Source organism: Streptomyces sp. NPDC057702 (genome assembly GCF_042799315.1).
Taxonomy (GTDB): Bacteria; Actinomycetota; Actinomycetes; order Streptomycetales; family Streptomycetaceae; genus Streptomyces.
The window spans coordinates 147,547-160,875 of sequence record NZ_JBHVJC010000002.1 but is presented as its reverse complement, the minus strand read 5'-3'; the positions used below and the strand labels follow the sequence as shown (position 1 = coordinate 160,875).

General features: G+C 71.3%; 10 protein-coding genes. 8 read left to right on the top strand and 2 right to left on the bottom strand.

What is annotated here, in order from left to right:
• The first annotated feature begins 103 nt into the window (after positions 1–103).
• The 4 genes from secD (at position 104) to ACFVFR_RS02060 (ending at position 6,332) form a co-directional block, all read left to right on the top strand.
• Complete coding sequence (gene secD, locus ACFVFR_RS02075; protein WP_383697119.1) at positions 104–1,897, top strand: protein translocase subunit SecD; 1,794 nt, start codon at positions 104–106, stop codon at positions 1,895–1,897.
• A 1-nt stretch (position 1,898) separates the two neighbouring features.
• Entirely contained in the window at positions 1,899–3,068 is a 1,170-nt protein-coding gene (gene secF / locus ACFVFR_RS02070; protein WP_383697117.1) for a protein translocase subunit SecF, read from the top strand.
• Complete coding sequence (locus ACFVFR_RS02065) at positions 3,065–3,670, top strand: adenine phosphoribosyltransferase (RefSeq protein ID WP_383697114.1); 606 nt, start codon at positions 3,065–3,067, stop codon at positions 3,668–3,670. Before secF ends, ACFVFR_RS02065 begins: the two co-directional genes overlap by 4 nt.
• A 178-nt stretch (positions 3,671–3,848) precedes the next feature.
• Complete coding sequence (locus ACFVFR_RS02060; protein WP_383697400.1) at positions 3,849–6,332, top strand: RelA/SpoT family protein; 2,484 nt, start codon at positions 3,849–3,851, stop codon at positions 6,330–6,332.
• 126 nt (positions 6,333–6,458) lie between these two features.
• Here the strand turns inward: ACFVFR_RS02060 and ACFVFR_RS02055 are convergent, their stop codons facing one another.
• Positions 6,459–7,688, bottom strand: a complete 1,230-nt coding sequence (locus tag ACFVFR_RS02055; RefSeq protein ID WP_383697112.1) for a DUF349 domain-containing protein — start codon at positions 7,686–7,688, stop codon at positions 6,459–6,461.
• 297 nt (positions 7,689–7,985) lie between these two features.
• Complete coding sequence (locus ACFVFR_RS02050) at positions 7,986–8,804, bottom strand: peptidylprolyl isomerase (protein ID WP_383697110.1); 819 nt, start codon at positions 8,802–8,804, stop codon at positions 7,986–7,988.
• Between the two features lie 298 nt (positions 8,805–9,102).
• Here ACFVFR_RS02050 and ACFVFR_RS02045 point away from each other — a divergent pair, with 298 nt between their 5' ends.
• From ACFVFR_RS02045 to ACFVFR_RS02030, 4 genes are all read left to right on the top strand, one after another.
• A complete protein-coding gene (locus tag ACFVFR_RS02045) occupies positions 9,103–9,813 on the top strand; it encodes an MBL fold metallo-hydrolase (RefSeq protein WP_383697109.1) in 711 nt (236 codons plus the stop codon).
• Between the two features lie 11 nt (positions 9,814–9,824).
• On the top strand, positions 9,825–11,087 hold the full coding sequence (gene hisS / locus ACFVFR_RS02040; RefSeq protein WP_383697107.1) for a histidine--tRNA ligase: 1,263 nt from the start codon (positions 9,825–9,827) through the stop codon (positions 11,085–11,087).
• A gap of 60 nt (positions 11,088–11,147) precedes the next feature.
• On the top strand, positions 11,148–11,801 hold the full coding sequence (locus ACFVFR_RS02035) for a vitamin K epoxide reductase family protein (RefSeq protein WP_383697105.1): 654 nt from the start codon (positions 11,148–11,150) through the stop codon (positions 11,799–11,801).
• 101 nt (positions 11,802–11,902) lie between these two features.
• Positions 11,903–13,297, top strand: coding sequence for a replication-associated recombination protein A (locus tag ACFVFR_RS02030; protein WP_383697103.1), 1,395 nt, complete (start codon positions 11,903–11,905; stop codon positions 13,295–13,297).
• Positions 13,298–13,329 lie beyond the last annotated feature (32 nt).

The following is a 13,329-nucleotide window of genomic DNA, read 5'->3' as shown; positions in this document are numbered from 1 at the left end:
CCACGAGTCGGTCTAGGCTCCGGCGGGGGCACGTCCCCACAACACTTCGTGGCCGTCCGGCGCACACCCGGCGCCGGACGGTTGGACAGGGAGAAACGAAAAGGTGGCAGCACCGAAGAAGGGCCGTAGGTCCCCCGGGGCCCAAGGCAGGCCCGGTCGTGCCCTCGTCGGGATCTTGGTCGCCATGGTGGCGCTGGTCGGAGGCATGTTCCTCTCCGGCAACACCACCCCGCGGCTGGGCATCGACCTCGCGGGCGGCACCAGCTTCACGCTGGAGGCCAAGAACGAGCCCGGCAAGCCCAACGCGATCAACAGCGACAACATGGACACCGCCGTCAACATCATGGAACGGCGCGTCAACGGGCTCGGTGTCTCCGAGGCCGAGGTCCAGACCCAGGGCCGCAAGCACATCATCGTCAACATCCCCAAGGGGACGGACGCTGATCAGGCTCGCAAGCAGGTCGGTACCACGGCCAAGCTCGGCTTCCGCCCGGTGTTGACCATCGCCGACGGCAAGCCCACCAAGGACCCCGGGGCCGACGCTCCCAAGCCGAAGGAGACTCCGGACAAGAGCGACGGCAAGGACAAGGACGCCGACAAGGGCGACGGCAAGGACGACAAGGGCGACCAGGACGGCGCCACGGCGCCCACGCCCACCTCCTCCGCCACCACCCAGGGCCGCGCCATCCCCAGCGCGCTGCGCAAGGCGCCCACTCCCACGCCGACGCCCACCGGTGGTGACGCTCCGCAGAAGCCGACCAAGGAGCAGGCCGACCAGGCCAAGCAGGCCGAGGAGCTGCAGAAGCAGTTCGCGGCGTTGGACTGCACGACGGCCAAGTCCCGCTCCGACGCCAGCCAGCGGGCCGCTGGCCGGCCGAACGATCAGCCGATCATCGCGTGCGACCGCAAGGGCCAGGCCAAGTTCATCCTGGGCCCCGTCGAGCTGGAGGGCGACCGCGTGGAGGACGCCTCCGCGGTCTTCAGCGCCCAGGGCGGCTCGGGCTGGATCGTGCAGCTCGACTTCGACGGCAAGGGCGGCAAGCAGTTCGGCAAGATCACCGGTGAGCTCGCCAAGCAGCAGTCCCCGCAGAACCAGTTCGGCATCGTCCTGGACGGCGAGGTCGCCTCGAACGCCGAGGTCACCTTCGCCATCAAGGGTGGCAAGGCGGAGATCTCCGGTGGCTTCAAGCAGGAGGAGGCCGAGGACCTGGCCAACATCCTGTCCTACGGTTCGCTGCCGCTGACCTTCGACATCGTCGACGAGACCACCGTCTCCTCCGCGCTGGGCGAGGAGCAGCTGCGGGCCGGCCTGATCGCGGGCGCCATCGGCCTCGCGCTGGTCATCATCTACATGGTCGTCTACTACCGGGGCCTGGCCCTGGTGGCCATCGCCAGCCTCGGTGTCTCCGCCACGCTCACCTACTCGCTGATGGTGCTGCTCGGCGAGGCGATCCAGTTCGCCCTGAACCTACCGGCCGTCTGTGGCGCGATCGTGGCCATCGGCATCACGGCGGACTCGTTCATCGTCTACTTCGAACGCGTCCGGGACGAGATCCGCGAGGGCCGCACGCTGCGCCCCGCCGTCGAGCGCGGCTGGCCCCGGGCCCGACGCACCATCCTCGTCTCCGACTTCGTCTCGTTCCTGGCCGCCGCGGTGCTCTTCATCGTCACGGTCGGCAAGGTGCAGGGCTTCGCGTTCACGCTGGGCCTGACGACTCTCCTGGACGTCGTGGTGGTCTTCTTCTTCACCAAGCCCCTGATGACGCTGCTGGCCACCCGCTCGTTCTTCGCGACGGGCCACCCCTGGTCGGGTCTGGACCCCAAGCGGCTCGGCGCCAAGCCGCCGCTGCGCGCCAGCCGCCGCCCCACCGCCCCCGCCGACACGAAGGAGGCGTGAGATGTCCCGACTCGGCAGCCTCGGCGCCAGGCTCTACCGCGGTGAGGTCGGCTACGACTTCGTCGCCAAGCGGATGATCTGGTACGGCCTCTCGATCCTGATCACCATCACGGCCATCGTGGGCCTGTCGGTGCGTGGTCTGCACATGGGCATCGAGTTCTCCGGTGGCGCGGTCTTCACCACCCCCAAGACCAGCATCTCGGCCGACGACGCGCGCGAGAAGGCGGAGTCCTCCGCCGACGGCCACACGGCCATCGCCCAGAAGCTCGGCAACGGCGGCCTGCGCATCCAGATCAGCGATCTGGACACCGAGGCCGCCCAGCCGGTCCAGAAGGCGCTCGCCAAGGAACTCGGCGTCGAGAACTCGAAGATCAACACGCAGCTCGTCGGCCCGAGCTGGGGTGAGGAGATCGCCAAGAAGGCCTGGCAGGGCCTGGCGATCTTCATGCTCCTGGTGGTGATCTACCTGGCCATCGCCTTCGAGTGGCGCATGGCGCTCGCGGCCCTGATCGCGCTGGTCCACGACCTCACCATCACCGTCGGCGTGTACGCGCTGGTCGGCTTCGAGGTCACCCCGGGCACCGTGATCGGTCTGCTGACCATCCTCGGTTACTCGCTCTACGACACCGTCGTCGTCTTCGACGGCCTCCGCGAAAGCACCAAGGACCTCACCAAGCAGACCCGCTACACCTACAGCGAGATCGCCAACCGCAGCCTCAACGGCACCCTGGTGCGTTCCATCAACACCACCGTCGTGGCGCTGCTGCCCGTCGCCGCGCTGCTGTTCATCGGCGGCGGCTTCCTGGGCGCCGGCATGCTCAACGACATCTCGCTGGCGCTGTTCGTCGGCCTCGCCGCCGGTGCGTACTCCTCCATCTTCATCGCCACGCCGCTGGTCGCCGACCTGAAGGAGCGCGACCCGCAGATGAAGGCCCTGGCCAAGCGGGTGCGCGCCAAGCGTGCCGCGGTGGCGGCCCGAGCCGAGTCCACCGGCAAGGCCGAGACGGTCGAGGACGCCGAGGACACGGCCGAGCCGGACGAGGAGCCCGAGGAGCCCGAGGAGGCGGCGGCGGGCGTCGTCGGCCCCCGGGGCACCCGTGCCCAGTCCTCCGCGCGCAACCAGCCCAGCCGCAACCGTGGCCGGGGCCGCCCGTCGGGCAAGCGTCGATGAACGGGGCCGAGATCACCGACCTCGGCACCGGTGCGCCGGGGCCGTCGGCGCTGGGGCCCGACGCCGACGAGCTGCGTACGCTGCTGCTCAGCCGCATCCACGACGTCCCGGACTACCCCAAGCCCGGGGTGATGTTCAAGGACATCACCCCGCTGCTGGCCGACCCGGTCGCCTTCGGCGCGCTCACCGAGGCCCTGGCCGAGCGGTGCCGCGCGCACCGGGTGGACAAGGTCGTCGGCCTGGAGGCCCGTGGCTTCATCCTGGCCGCCCCGGTCGCGGTGCGCGCCGGAGTGGGCTTCGTACCGGTGCGCAAGGCGGGCAAGCTGCCGGGGGCGACCCTGCGGCAGGCGTACGACCTGGAGTACGGGACGGCCGAGATCGAACTGCACGCCGACGCGTTGCGGGCCGGTGACCGGGTCCTGGTCATCGACGACGTGCTGGCCACCGGCGGCACCGCCGAGGCGTCGCTCCACCTCATCCGGCGGTCCGGGGCCGAGGTCGCGGGTGTCGCGGTGCTGCTGGAGCTCGGATTCCTGGGTGGCCGACAGCGACTCCAAGCCAGTTTGGGCGACGCTCCGCTGGAAGCCCTGACAGCCGTCTGACCAGCCAGAACCCAAAGAGGGCGGGCACCTGGGACACCCCGGGTGCCCGCCTTCGGCGTGCCGGGGCGGCCGATGCGGCGAGACAATGGGTGTGGCGGGATCGATACCATGGCTGTCCGACTCCCGTTACGGACCGGGTCCCGCTTGAGGAGTGCTCTTGCCAGACGAGGCCAAGCCGCTGACCGCCGCGCACCCCGCCGAGCCCAACGCCACGGGCGGCGGGGCGGCTGAAAATGCGCCCCAGAAAAGCGGTGGCGCGTCCAGCCCCGGACCCAAGCCGGGGCCCAAACCCCCGGCGGCGCTGCCCACCGGCGGCCCCAACACCAGCGTGCCGGCCCGCCCCCAGCCGCCGGGGCCCGCGCCCCGCCAGGGCTCGTCCAACCGCGTGCGGGCCCGGCTGGCCCGGCTGGGAGTGCAGCGCTCCAGCCCGTACAACCCGGTCCTGGAACCCCTGCTGCGCATCGTGCGGGGCAACGACCCCAAGGCCGACACCTCCACGCTGCGCCAGATCGAGCGCGCCTACCAGGTCGCCGAGCGCTGGCACCGGGGCCAGAAGCGCAAGAGCGGCGACCCGTACATCACGCACCCGCTGGCCGTCACCACCATCCTGGCCGAGTTGGGCATGGACCCGGCGACGCTGATGGCCGGCCTGCTGCACGACACGGTCGAGGACACCGAGTACGGCCTGGACACGCTGCGCCGTGACTTCGGGGACCAGGTCGCGCTCCTGGTCGACGGGGTCACCAAGCTCGACAAGGTCAAGTTCGGCGAGGCCGCGCAGGCGGAGACCGTGCGCAAGATGGTCGTCGCCATGGCCCGGGACCCGCGGGTGCTGGTCATCAAGCTGGCCGACCGGCTGCACAACATGCGCACCATGCGCTACCTCAAGCGGGAGAAGCAGGAGAAGAAGGCCCGCGAGACGCTGGAGATCTACGCCCCGCTGGCGCACCGGCTGGGCATGAACACCATCAAGTGGGAGCTGGAGGACCTCGCCTTCGCGATCCTCTACCCCAAGATGTACGACGAGATCGTGCGCCTGGTGGCCGAGCGGGCCCCCAAGCGGGACGAGTACCTGGCCGTGGTCACCGACCAGGTCCAGGGCGACCTGCGCGCGGCCCGCATCAAGGCGACCGTCACCGGGCGACCCAAGCACTACTACTCGGTCTACCAGAAGATGATCGTCCGTGGCCGGGACTTCGCGGAGATCTACGACCTGGTGGGCATCCGGGTCCTGGTGGACACCGTCCGCGACTGCTACGCGGCGCTGGGCACCATCCACGCGCGGTGGAACCCGGTACCCGGGCGGTTCAAGGACTACATCGCGATGCCCAAGTTCAACATGTACCAGTCGCTGCACACGACGGTCATCGGGCCCAGCGGCAAGCCGGTCGAGCTCCAGATCCGCACCTTCGACATGCACCGTCGCGCCGAGTACGGCATCGCCGCGCACTGGAAGTACAAGCAGGAGGCCGTCGCCGGTGCCTCGAAGGTGCGGACCGACGTGCCCCGGAGCAAGGGCGACCGGCAGGACACCGTCAACGACATGGCCTGGCTGCGGCAGCTCCTGGACTGGCAGAAGGAGACGGAGGACCCGGGCGAGTTCCTGGAGTCGCTGCGCTTCGACCTCTCCCGCAACGAGGTCTTCGTCTTCACGCCCAAGGGCGACGTGATAGCGCTGCCCGCCGGCGCGACGCCGGTCGACTTCGCGTACGCCGTGCACACCGAGGTCGGCCACCGCACGATAGGCGCCCGCGTCAACGGCCGCCTGGTCCCCCTCGAATCGACGCTGGACAACGGCGACCTGGTCGAGGTCTTCACCTCCAAGGCCCCCGGCGCCGGCCCCTCCCGCGACTGGCTGGGCTTCGTCAAGTCACCCCGGGCCCGCAACAAGATCCGTGGCTGGTTCTCCAAGGAACGCCGCGACGAGGCGATCGAGCAGGGCAAGGACGCCATCGCCCGTGCCATGCGCAAGCAGAACCTGCCGATCCAGCGCATCCTGACCGGCGACTCCCTGGTCACCCTCGCGCACGAGCTGCGCTACTCCGACATCTCCTCGCTGTACGCCGCGATCGGCGAGGGGCACGTCACCGCGCAGAACATCGTGCAAAAGCTCGTACAGGGGCTCGGTGGCGAGGACGCGGCGAGCGAGGACATCGCCGAGAGCGCCCCGCTGCGCACCCGTACCAAGCGCCGCTCCAGCGCCGACCCCGGCGTGGTCGTCAAGGGCGTCGACGACGTGTGGGTCAAGCTCGCCCGCTGCTGTACGCCCGTGCCGGGCGACCCCATCATCGGCTTCGTGACCCGGGGCAGCGGCGTGTCCGTCCACCGCGCCGACTGCGTCAACGTCGACTCCCTCTCGCAGCAGCCGGAGCGGATCCTGGACGTGGAGTGGGCGCCCACCCAGTCCTCGGTCTTCCTGGTGGCGATACAGGTGGAGGCGCTGGACCGCTCGCGACTGCTGTCGGACGTCACCCGGGTCCTGTCCGACCAGCACGTCAACATCCTCTCCGCGGCCGTCCAGACCTCCCGCGACCGGGTGGCCACCTCCCGCTTCACCTTCGAGATGGGCGACCCGAAACACCTGGGCCACGTGCTCAAGGCGGTCCGAGGCGTCGAGGGCGTCTACGACGTCTACCGGGTGACCTCGGCCCGCCGCCCCTAGCCCGGCGTCGCCAGCCCGCCGGGGCCCGCGCCCCGCGCGCGAGGGCTCCGGCGCGAAACGGTGGACACGAGAGGGCCCCGGCACGCGAGCGCGTGCCGGGGCCGTTGACCCTACGAAGGGAAGGCGTCAGCCGCCGAACTCCTGGAGCCCCTTCAGCGCCTGGTCGAGCAGCGCCTGACGGCCCTCAAGCTCCCTGGCGAGCTTGTCGGCCTTGGCGTTGTTCCCCGCCGACCGGGCCTTGTCGACCTGCTCCTGGAGCTTGTCCACGGCGGCCTGGAGCTGCCCGGTCAGACCGGCGGCGCGGGCGCGCGCCTCCGGGTTGGTGCGGCGCCACTCCGACTCCTCGCTGTCCTGGATGGCCCGCTCGACCGCGTGCATGCGGCCCTCGATCTTCGGCCGGGCGTCGCGCGGCACGTGACCGATGGCCTCCCAGCGCTCGTTGACCGAACGGAACGCCGCCCGCGCCGCCTTGAGGTCCGTGACCGGCAGCAGCTTCTCCGCCTCGACGACCAGCTCCTCCTTGCGCGTCAGGTTCTCCCGCTGCTCGGCGTCGCGCTCGGCGAACACCTCGCCGCGTGCCTGGAAGAAGACGTCCTGGGCACCCCGGAAGCGGTTCCACAGGTCGTCCTCGGCCTCGCGCTGCGCGCGCCCGGCCGCCTTCCAGTCCGCCATCAACTCGCGGTAGCGAGCGGCGGTGGGTCCCCAGTCCGTCGACGTGGACAGCGCCTCGGCCTCCGCGACCAGCTTCTCCTTGGCCTTGCGGGCGTCCTCGCGCTGGGCGTCCAGCGAGGCGAAGTGGGCCTTGCGCCGCTTGGAGAACGCGGAGCGGGCGTGCGAGAAGCGGTGCCACAGCTCGTCGTCCGTCTTGCGGTCCAGGCGCGGCAGCCCCTTCCAGGTGTCCACCAGCGCCCGCAGCCGCTCGCCCGCCGACCGCCACTGCTCGCTGGCCGCCAGCTCCTCGGCCTCGGTGACCAGCGCTTCCTTGGACTTGCGGGCCTCGTCGGACTGCTTCGCCTTGGCCACCTTGCGCTCCTCGCGGCGCGCCTCGACCGTCTGGACGAGCTGGTCGAGCCGCTGCCGCAGCGCTTCGAGGTCGCCGACGGCGTGGTGCTCGTCCACCTGCTGACGCAGGTGGTCGACGGCGGCTGTCGCGTCCTTCGCCGACAGGTCGGTGGTCTTGACCCGGCGTTCGAGGAGGCCGATCTCGACAACCAGGCCCTCGTACTTGCGCTCGAAGTAGGCCAGGGCCTCGTCAGGGGAACCCGCCTGCCAGGAACCGACCACCTTCTCGCCGTCGGCCGTACGCACGTACACGGTCCCCGTCTCGTCGACGCGGCCCCATGGGTCGCTGCTCACAGCGCCTCCTCCACATGATGCCGGCGCGGGCGCGCGGCCCGCGGGCATCGTCCACGGTTTACTCCCGGCCTGGCAGCGCCGGGCCGGTCCGACGAGCTGCTGGGGTACCGATTCGGCAGGGCGGCAGCCGTCGGAGCAGGCACCCTACACAACGCAAACATAGGCGACCGGTGGCCCGGCTGTCCGTATCCAGCGCGACCGAAATTTCGCAGTACGCGCGTCAGTGCGCTCTCGCGCGGGCGCACGCTCGCGCCGTTCACCGCCCCGCGCGGGCGGCGCCGGGCTCCGGCGGTCGTCTCAAGAGCGCTTGACGGTCGCCTTGTTGATAACGACGTTGGCGACCGGCGCGGTGTTCCCGGTCTGCGGGTCGGGCGCCGTCGCACCGGCCTTGGTGATCTTGTCCAACGCGTCCTTGCCCCCCGCGAGCGTGCCGAACGGCGTGTAGTACGGGGGCAGCTCGCTGTCCTGGTAGACGATGAAGAACTGGCTGCCGCCGCTGTTCTCGTTCTTGCTCTCGCCCTTGGTGGGCTGCGGGTTGTAGCGGTTGGCCATGGCGATCGTGCCGGCCGGATACACGTTCCCCTTGAGCCGCGGGTCCTTGAGGTTCTCGTCCGGGATGGTGTAGCCCGGGGTGCCGGTGCCGTCGCCCTTGGGGTCGCCGCACTGGAGCACGTGGATGCCCTGGTCGGTCAGTCGGTGGCACCGGGTGTGGTCGAAGTACCCCTGGCCGGCCAGGAAGTTGAAGGAGTTCACGGTGTGCGGGGCCTTCTTCGCGTCCATGGCGATGGTGATGTCGCCGCAGGTGGTCGCCAGCTCCATGGTGTACGTCGCCGAGGTGTCGATGGTGACCTTCGGCTCCTTCTTCCAGGTCTTCCCGGACGGCGTGCCCTCGGCGGGCTCGGCGCACGCCTTGGCTTTGGCCTTGTCCGTGTCGTCGTCGGAGTCGAAGAGGCCGACCGCCGCCACCACGAGACCGGCGACCAGCGCCAGGACCACGCCGCCCGCGACCGCCGCGTTGCGCTTCCTGGTCTTCGACCGGGTGGCGGCCTTGCGCCGCTGCTGACGCTCCAGCTTCTCGCGGGCGAGTTGCCGCCGCCGCTGCTCCTGACTGACCACCGGGTGTACTCCTCAACTGTCACGCCGCGCCATTGCCGCGCGGCGTCTGCCGTATGTGCGTCCCCCGGCGCGGCATCCCGTCGCCCGCCGGTGCCACGGTGGCGGGCCGCGCGGTCGCCCGCCCCGCCCCGCCGTCCGGCGTCCCGGGCCGCCCGGGGGCGGCCGTCCGCCGGCGCATGGCCGTACCGTATAGCGGTTCGCTGTGGCCCGGACGCCGCAGGTAGGCTCTTCGCACGCCGACTTTCCGCCCCGGCGCCGCGGCCACCGCGCCGACCGCCGGACCACCTGAAGGACGATCGTGCTCATTGCTGGGTTCCCTGCCGGGGCCTGGGGGACCAACTGCTACCTGGTCGCCCCCGCCGCCGGCGAGGAGTGCGTGATCATCGACCCGGGTCACCAGGCCGCCGAGGGCGTCGCGGAGACCATCGCCAAGCACCGGCTCAAGCCCGTGGCCGTCGTCCTCACCCACGGCCACATCGACCACGTCGCCTCGGTGGTGCCGGTGTGCGGGGCGCACGACGTGCCGGCCTGGATCCACCCGGCCGACCGCTACATGATGAGCGACCCGGAGAAGGCGCTCGGCCGCTCCATCGGCATGCCGCTCATGGGGGAGCTGACCGTCGGCGAGCCCGACGACGTCCGGGAGCTGGCCGACGGCGCCGCCCTGAACCTGGCCGGCCTGGAGCTGTCCGTCGCGCACGCCCCCGGCCATACCAAGGGGTCGGTGACCTTCCGGTTGCCCGAGGCCGCCGACATCCCGTCGGTGTTCTTCTCGGGCGACCTGCTCTTCGCCGGCTCCATCGGACGCACCGACCTGCCCGGCGGCGACCACGCCGAGATCCTCGAGTCACTGGCCCGCGTGTGCCTGCCGCTCGACGACTCGACCGTGGTGCTGTCCGGCCACGGCCCCCAGACCAGCATCGGCCAGGAGCGCGCCACCAACCCGTACCTACGGCAGGTGGCCGCCGGCCCCGGAGGCGGCCCGACCGCCCCGCGACGAGGAATGTGACGACCCACCCCGTGAACGCCTTCACCGCCCCCAAGGGCACGTACGACCTGACGCCGCCGGACTCCGCGACCTTCCTCGCGGTCCGCGAGGCGCTCGCCGCCCCGCTGCGCCGCTCCGGGTACGGCTACATCGAGACCCCCGGCTTCGAGCACGTCGAACTCTTCTCGCGCGGCGTCGGTGAGTCCACCGACATCGTGTCCAAGGAGATGTACACCCTCACCACCCGGGGCGGCACCGAGCTGGCGCTGCGCCCCGAGGGCACCGCGTCCGTGCTGCGCGCCGCCCTGGAGGGCAACCTCCACAAGGCCGGCAACCTGCCCGTCAAGCTCTGGTACTCGGGCTCGTACTACCGCTACGAGCGCCCGCAGGCCGGCCGCTACCGGCACTTCTCGCAGGTCGGCGCCGAGGCCATCGGTGCCGAGGACCCGGCCCTGGACGCCGAGTTGATCATCCTGGCGGTCGACGCCTACCGCTCGCTGGGGCTGCGCGACTTCCGCCTCCTGCTGAACTCGCTGGGCGACAAGGAGTGCCGGCCGGCCTACCGCGAGGCGCTCCAGGGCTTCCTGCGCGGGCTCGACCTGGACGAGGAGACCCGCCGCCGGATCGAGATCAACCCGCTGCGGGTGCTCGACGACAAGCGCGAGGCGGTGCGCAAGCAGCTCGTCGGCGCGCCCGTGCTGCGCGACCACCTGTGCGAGGCGTGCGCGAGCTACCACGAGCGCGTCCGGCAGTTGCTGACCGCCGCGGGCGTCGCCTTCGAGGACGACGAGAGGCTGGTGCGCGGTCTCGACTACTACACGCGTACCACCTTCGAGTTCGTTCACGACGGGCTCGGCTCGCAGTCAGCGGTGGGCGGCGGCGGTCGCTACGACGGCCTGTCCGAGATGATCGGCGGCCCCGCCCTGCCGTCGGTCGGCTGGGCGCTCGGTGTGGACCGCACGGTCCTCGCGCTGCGGGCCGAGGGCATCGAGCTGGACCTGCCGGCCGCCACCGAGGTGTACGCGGTGCCGCTGGGCGACGCGGCCAGGGACGTGCTGTTCGAGCTGGTCACGACCCTGCGCCGGGCCGGCATCGCCGCCGACTTCGCCTTCGGCGGCAAGGGCCTGAAGAACGCCATGAAGTCGGCCAACCGTTCCGGAGCGCGCTTCGCCCTCGTCGCGGGCGAGCGCGACCTCGCCGAGGGGCTCGTACAGGTGAAGGACCTGGAGAGCGGGGACCAGACACCTGTCCCCCTGGACGCCGTCGTGGGGGAACTGCGCGCACGGCGCGGTTGATTCACAGACGCCTGGTGCACAATGACCGGGCTACGACCGACCGACGAGACGAATGGCGTTATGACGACTTCGGCACTTCACCGTTCTGACACGGACGGGGACGCGGAGAAGACCTCCCCCGGCGGCGCCGTCGGCGGCGGCCGGATCTTCGCCTGGTTGCTCATCCTCACCGGCGCCGCGGGTCTGCTGGCGGCCTGGGTCATCACCCTCGACAAGAACCACATCCTCGAGGCCAAGGCCAAGGGCGAGACCTACACCCCGGGCTGCAGCATCAACCCGATCGTCTCCTGCGGCAGCATCATGGAGAGCGACCAGGCCGAGGCGTTCGGCTTCCCGAACCCCATGATCGGCCTGGTCGCCTACGGCATCGTGATCGCTGTGGGTGTGGGTGTGCTCGTCGGTGCCCGCTTCCCGCGCTGGTACTGGCTGACCCTGAACGCCGGCTGCCTCTTCGGCGTCGGTTTCTGCACCTGGCTCCAGTACCAGTCGTTGTACGAGATCGGCGCGCTGTGCCTGTGGTGCTGCCTGGCCTGGGCCGCCACCATCCTGATGTTCTGCTACGTGACGTGGTTCAACGTCAAGCACCGCCTCCTGCCCGCGCCCGAGGGGCTGCGGCGCGGCTTCCTGGAGTTCCACTGGGTGCTGCCGGCGCTGTGGCTGGGCGTCATCGCCATGCTGATCCTCACCAAGTGGAAGAGCCAGCTCTGGGCCTGAGCGGCCCGCGTGCGCCCGCCCGGCTGGTCCGGGCGGGCGTACGCGTGTGCGGGGGCGGGCGCCCCGGGCCCGTTGTCGGTGGGGTGACATAGGCTTTTCGCGTGGAGCCAGACCTGTTCACCGCAGCCGCCGAGGAGCGCCAGGAGAAGGACCCGGCCGCCAGTCCGCTGGCCGTCCGGATGCGTCCGCGCACGCTCGATGAAGTCGTGGGGCAGCAGCACGTGCTGCGCCCCGGTTCGCCGCTGCGCCGGCTGGTCGGCGAGGGCGGTGGCGGGCCGGCCGGATCGTCCTCGGTCATCCTGTGGGGCCCGCCCGGCACCGGGAAGACGACCCTGGCGCACGTGGTCAGCCAGGCCACCCAGAAGCGCTTCGTCGAGCTGTCGGCGATCACCGCGGGGGTCAAGGAGGTGCGGGCCGTCATCGACGGCGCGCGGCGCGGCGTCGGGGCGTACGGCCGGGAGACCGTGCTGTTCCTGGACGAGATCCACCGCTTCAGCAAGGCCCAGCAGGACTCCCTGCTGCCGGCGGTGGAGAACCGCTGGGTGACCCTCATCGCGGCCACCACGGAGAACCCGTACTTCTCGGTCATCTCGCCGCTGCTGTCCCGCTCGCTGCTGCTGACGTTGGAGCCGCTGACCGACGAGGACCTGCGCGCCCTGCTGCGCCGCGCGCTGGCCGCCGAGCGGGGCCTGGGCGGCGCCGTGGAGCTGCCCGAGGACGCGGAGGCGCACCTGTTGCGGATCGCCGGGGGTGACGCGCGGCGGGCGCTGACGGCGCTGGAGGCCGGCGCGGGCTCGGCGATAGCCAGGGGCGAGCCGCGGATCACGCTGGAGACGCTGGAGGAGGCGGTCGACCGGGCGGCGGTGAAGTACGACCGGAGCGGCGACCAGCACTACGACGTGGCCAGCGCGCTGATCAAGTCCATCCGCGGCTCGGATGTGGACGCGGCGCTGCACTACCTGGCCCGCATGATCGAGGCGGGGGAGGACCCGCGGTTCATCGCCAGGCGGCTGATGATCTCGGCGAGCGAGGACATCGGCATGGCCGACCCGACGGCGCTCCAGACGGCGGTGGCCGCCGCGCAGGCGGTGGCCCTCATCGGCTACCCCGAGGCCCGGATCGCGCTGGGACAGGCCACGGTCGCGCTCGCGCTGGCGCCCAAGTCCAACGCCGCGTACCTGGCCATCGACGCGGCCCTGGCCGACGTGCGCGCCGGCCTCGCCGGCCCGGTGCCGCCCCACCTGCGGGACGGGCACTACAAGGGCGCCCAGAAGCTGGGCCACGCGCAGGGCTACCTCTACCCGCACGACCTGCCCGGCGGCATCGCCACCCAGCAGTACGCGCCGGACGCGGTGCACGGCAAGCGGTACTACGAGCCGACGCGGTACGGGGCGGAGGCGCGGTACGCCGACGTCGTGGAGCGGGTGCGCGCCCGGCTGCGCGGTGACCCGCCACCGGCCGCGCGCGAGCAGCCGGAGCCGAAGGGCACGGAGTAGCGCGGGTGGTGCCCGAGCGTGCCAACTCCCGC

What these genes read in the sequence shown, in the direction of transcription:
- secF (WP_383697117.1), top strand. Translation starts at nt 1,899, where the DNA reads ATGTCCCGACTCGGCAGCCTCGGCGCCAGGCTCTACCGCGGTGAGGTC.
- ACFVFR_RS02065 (WP_383697114.1), top strand. Translation starts at nt 3,065, where the DNA reads ATGAACGGGGCCGAGATCACCGACCTCGGCACCGGTGCGCCGGGGCCG.
- ACFVFR_RS02035 (WP_383697105.1), top strand. Translation starts at nt 11,148, where the DNA reads ATGACGACTTCGGCACTTCACCGTTCTGACACGGACGGGGACGCGGAG.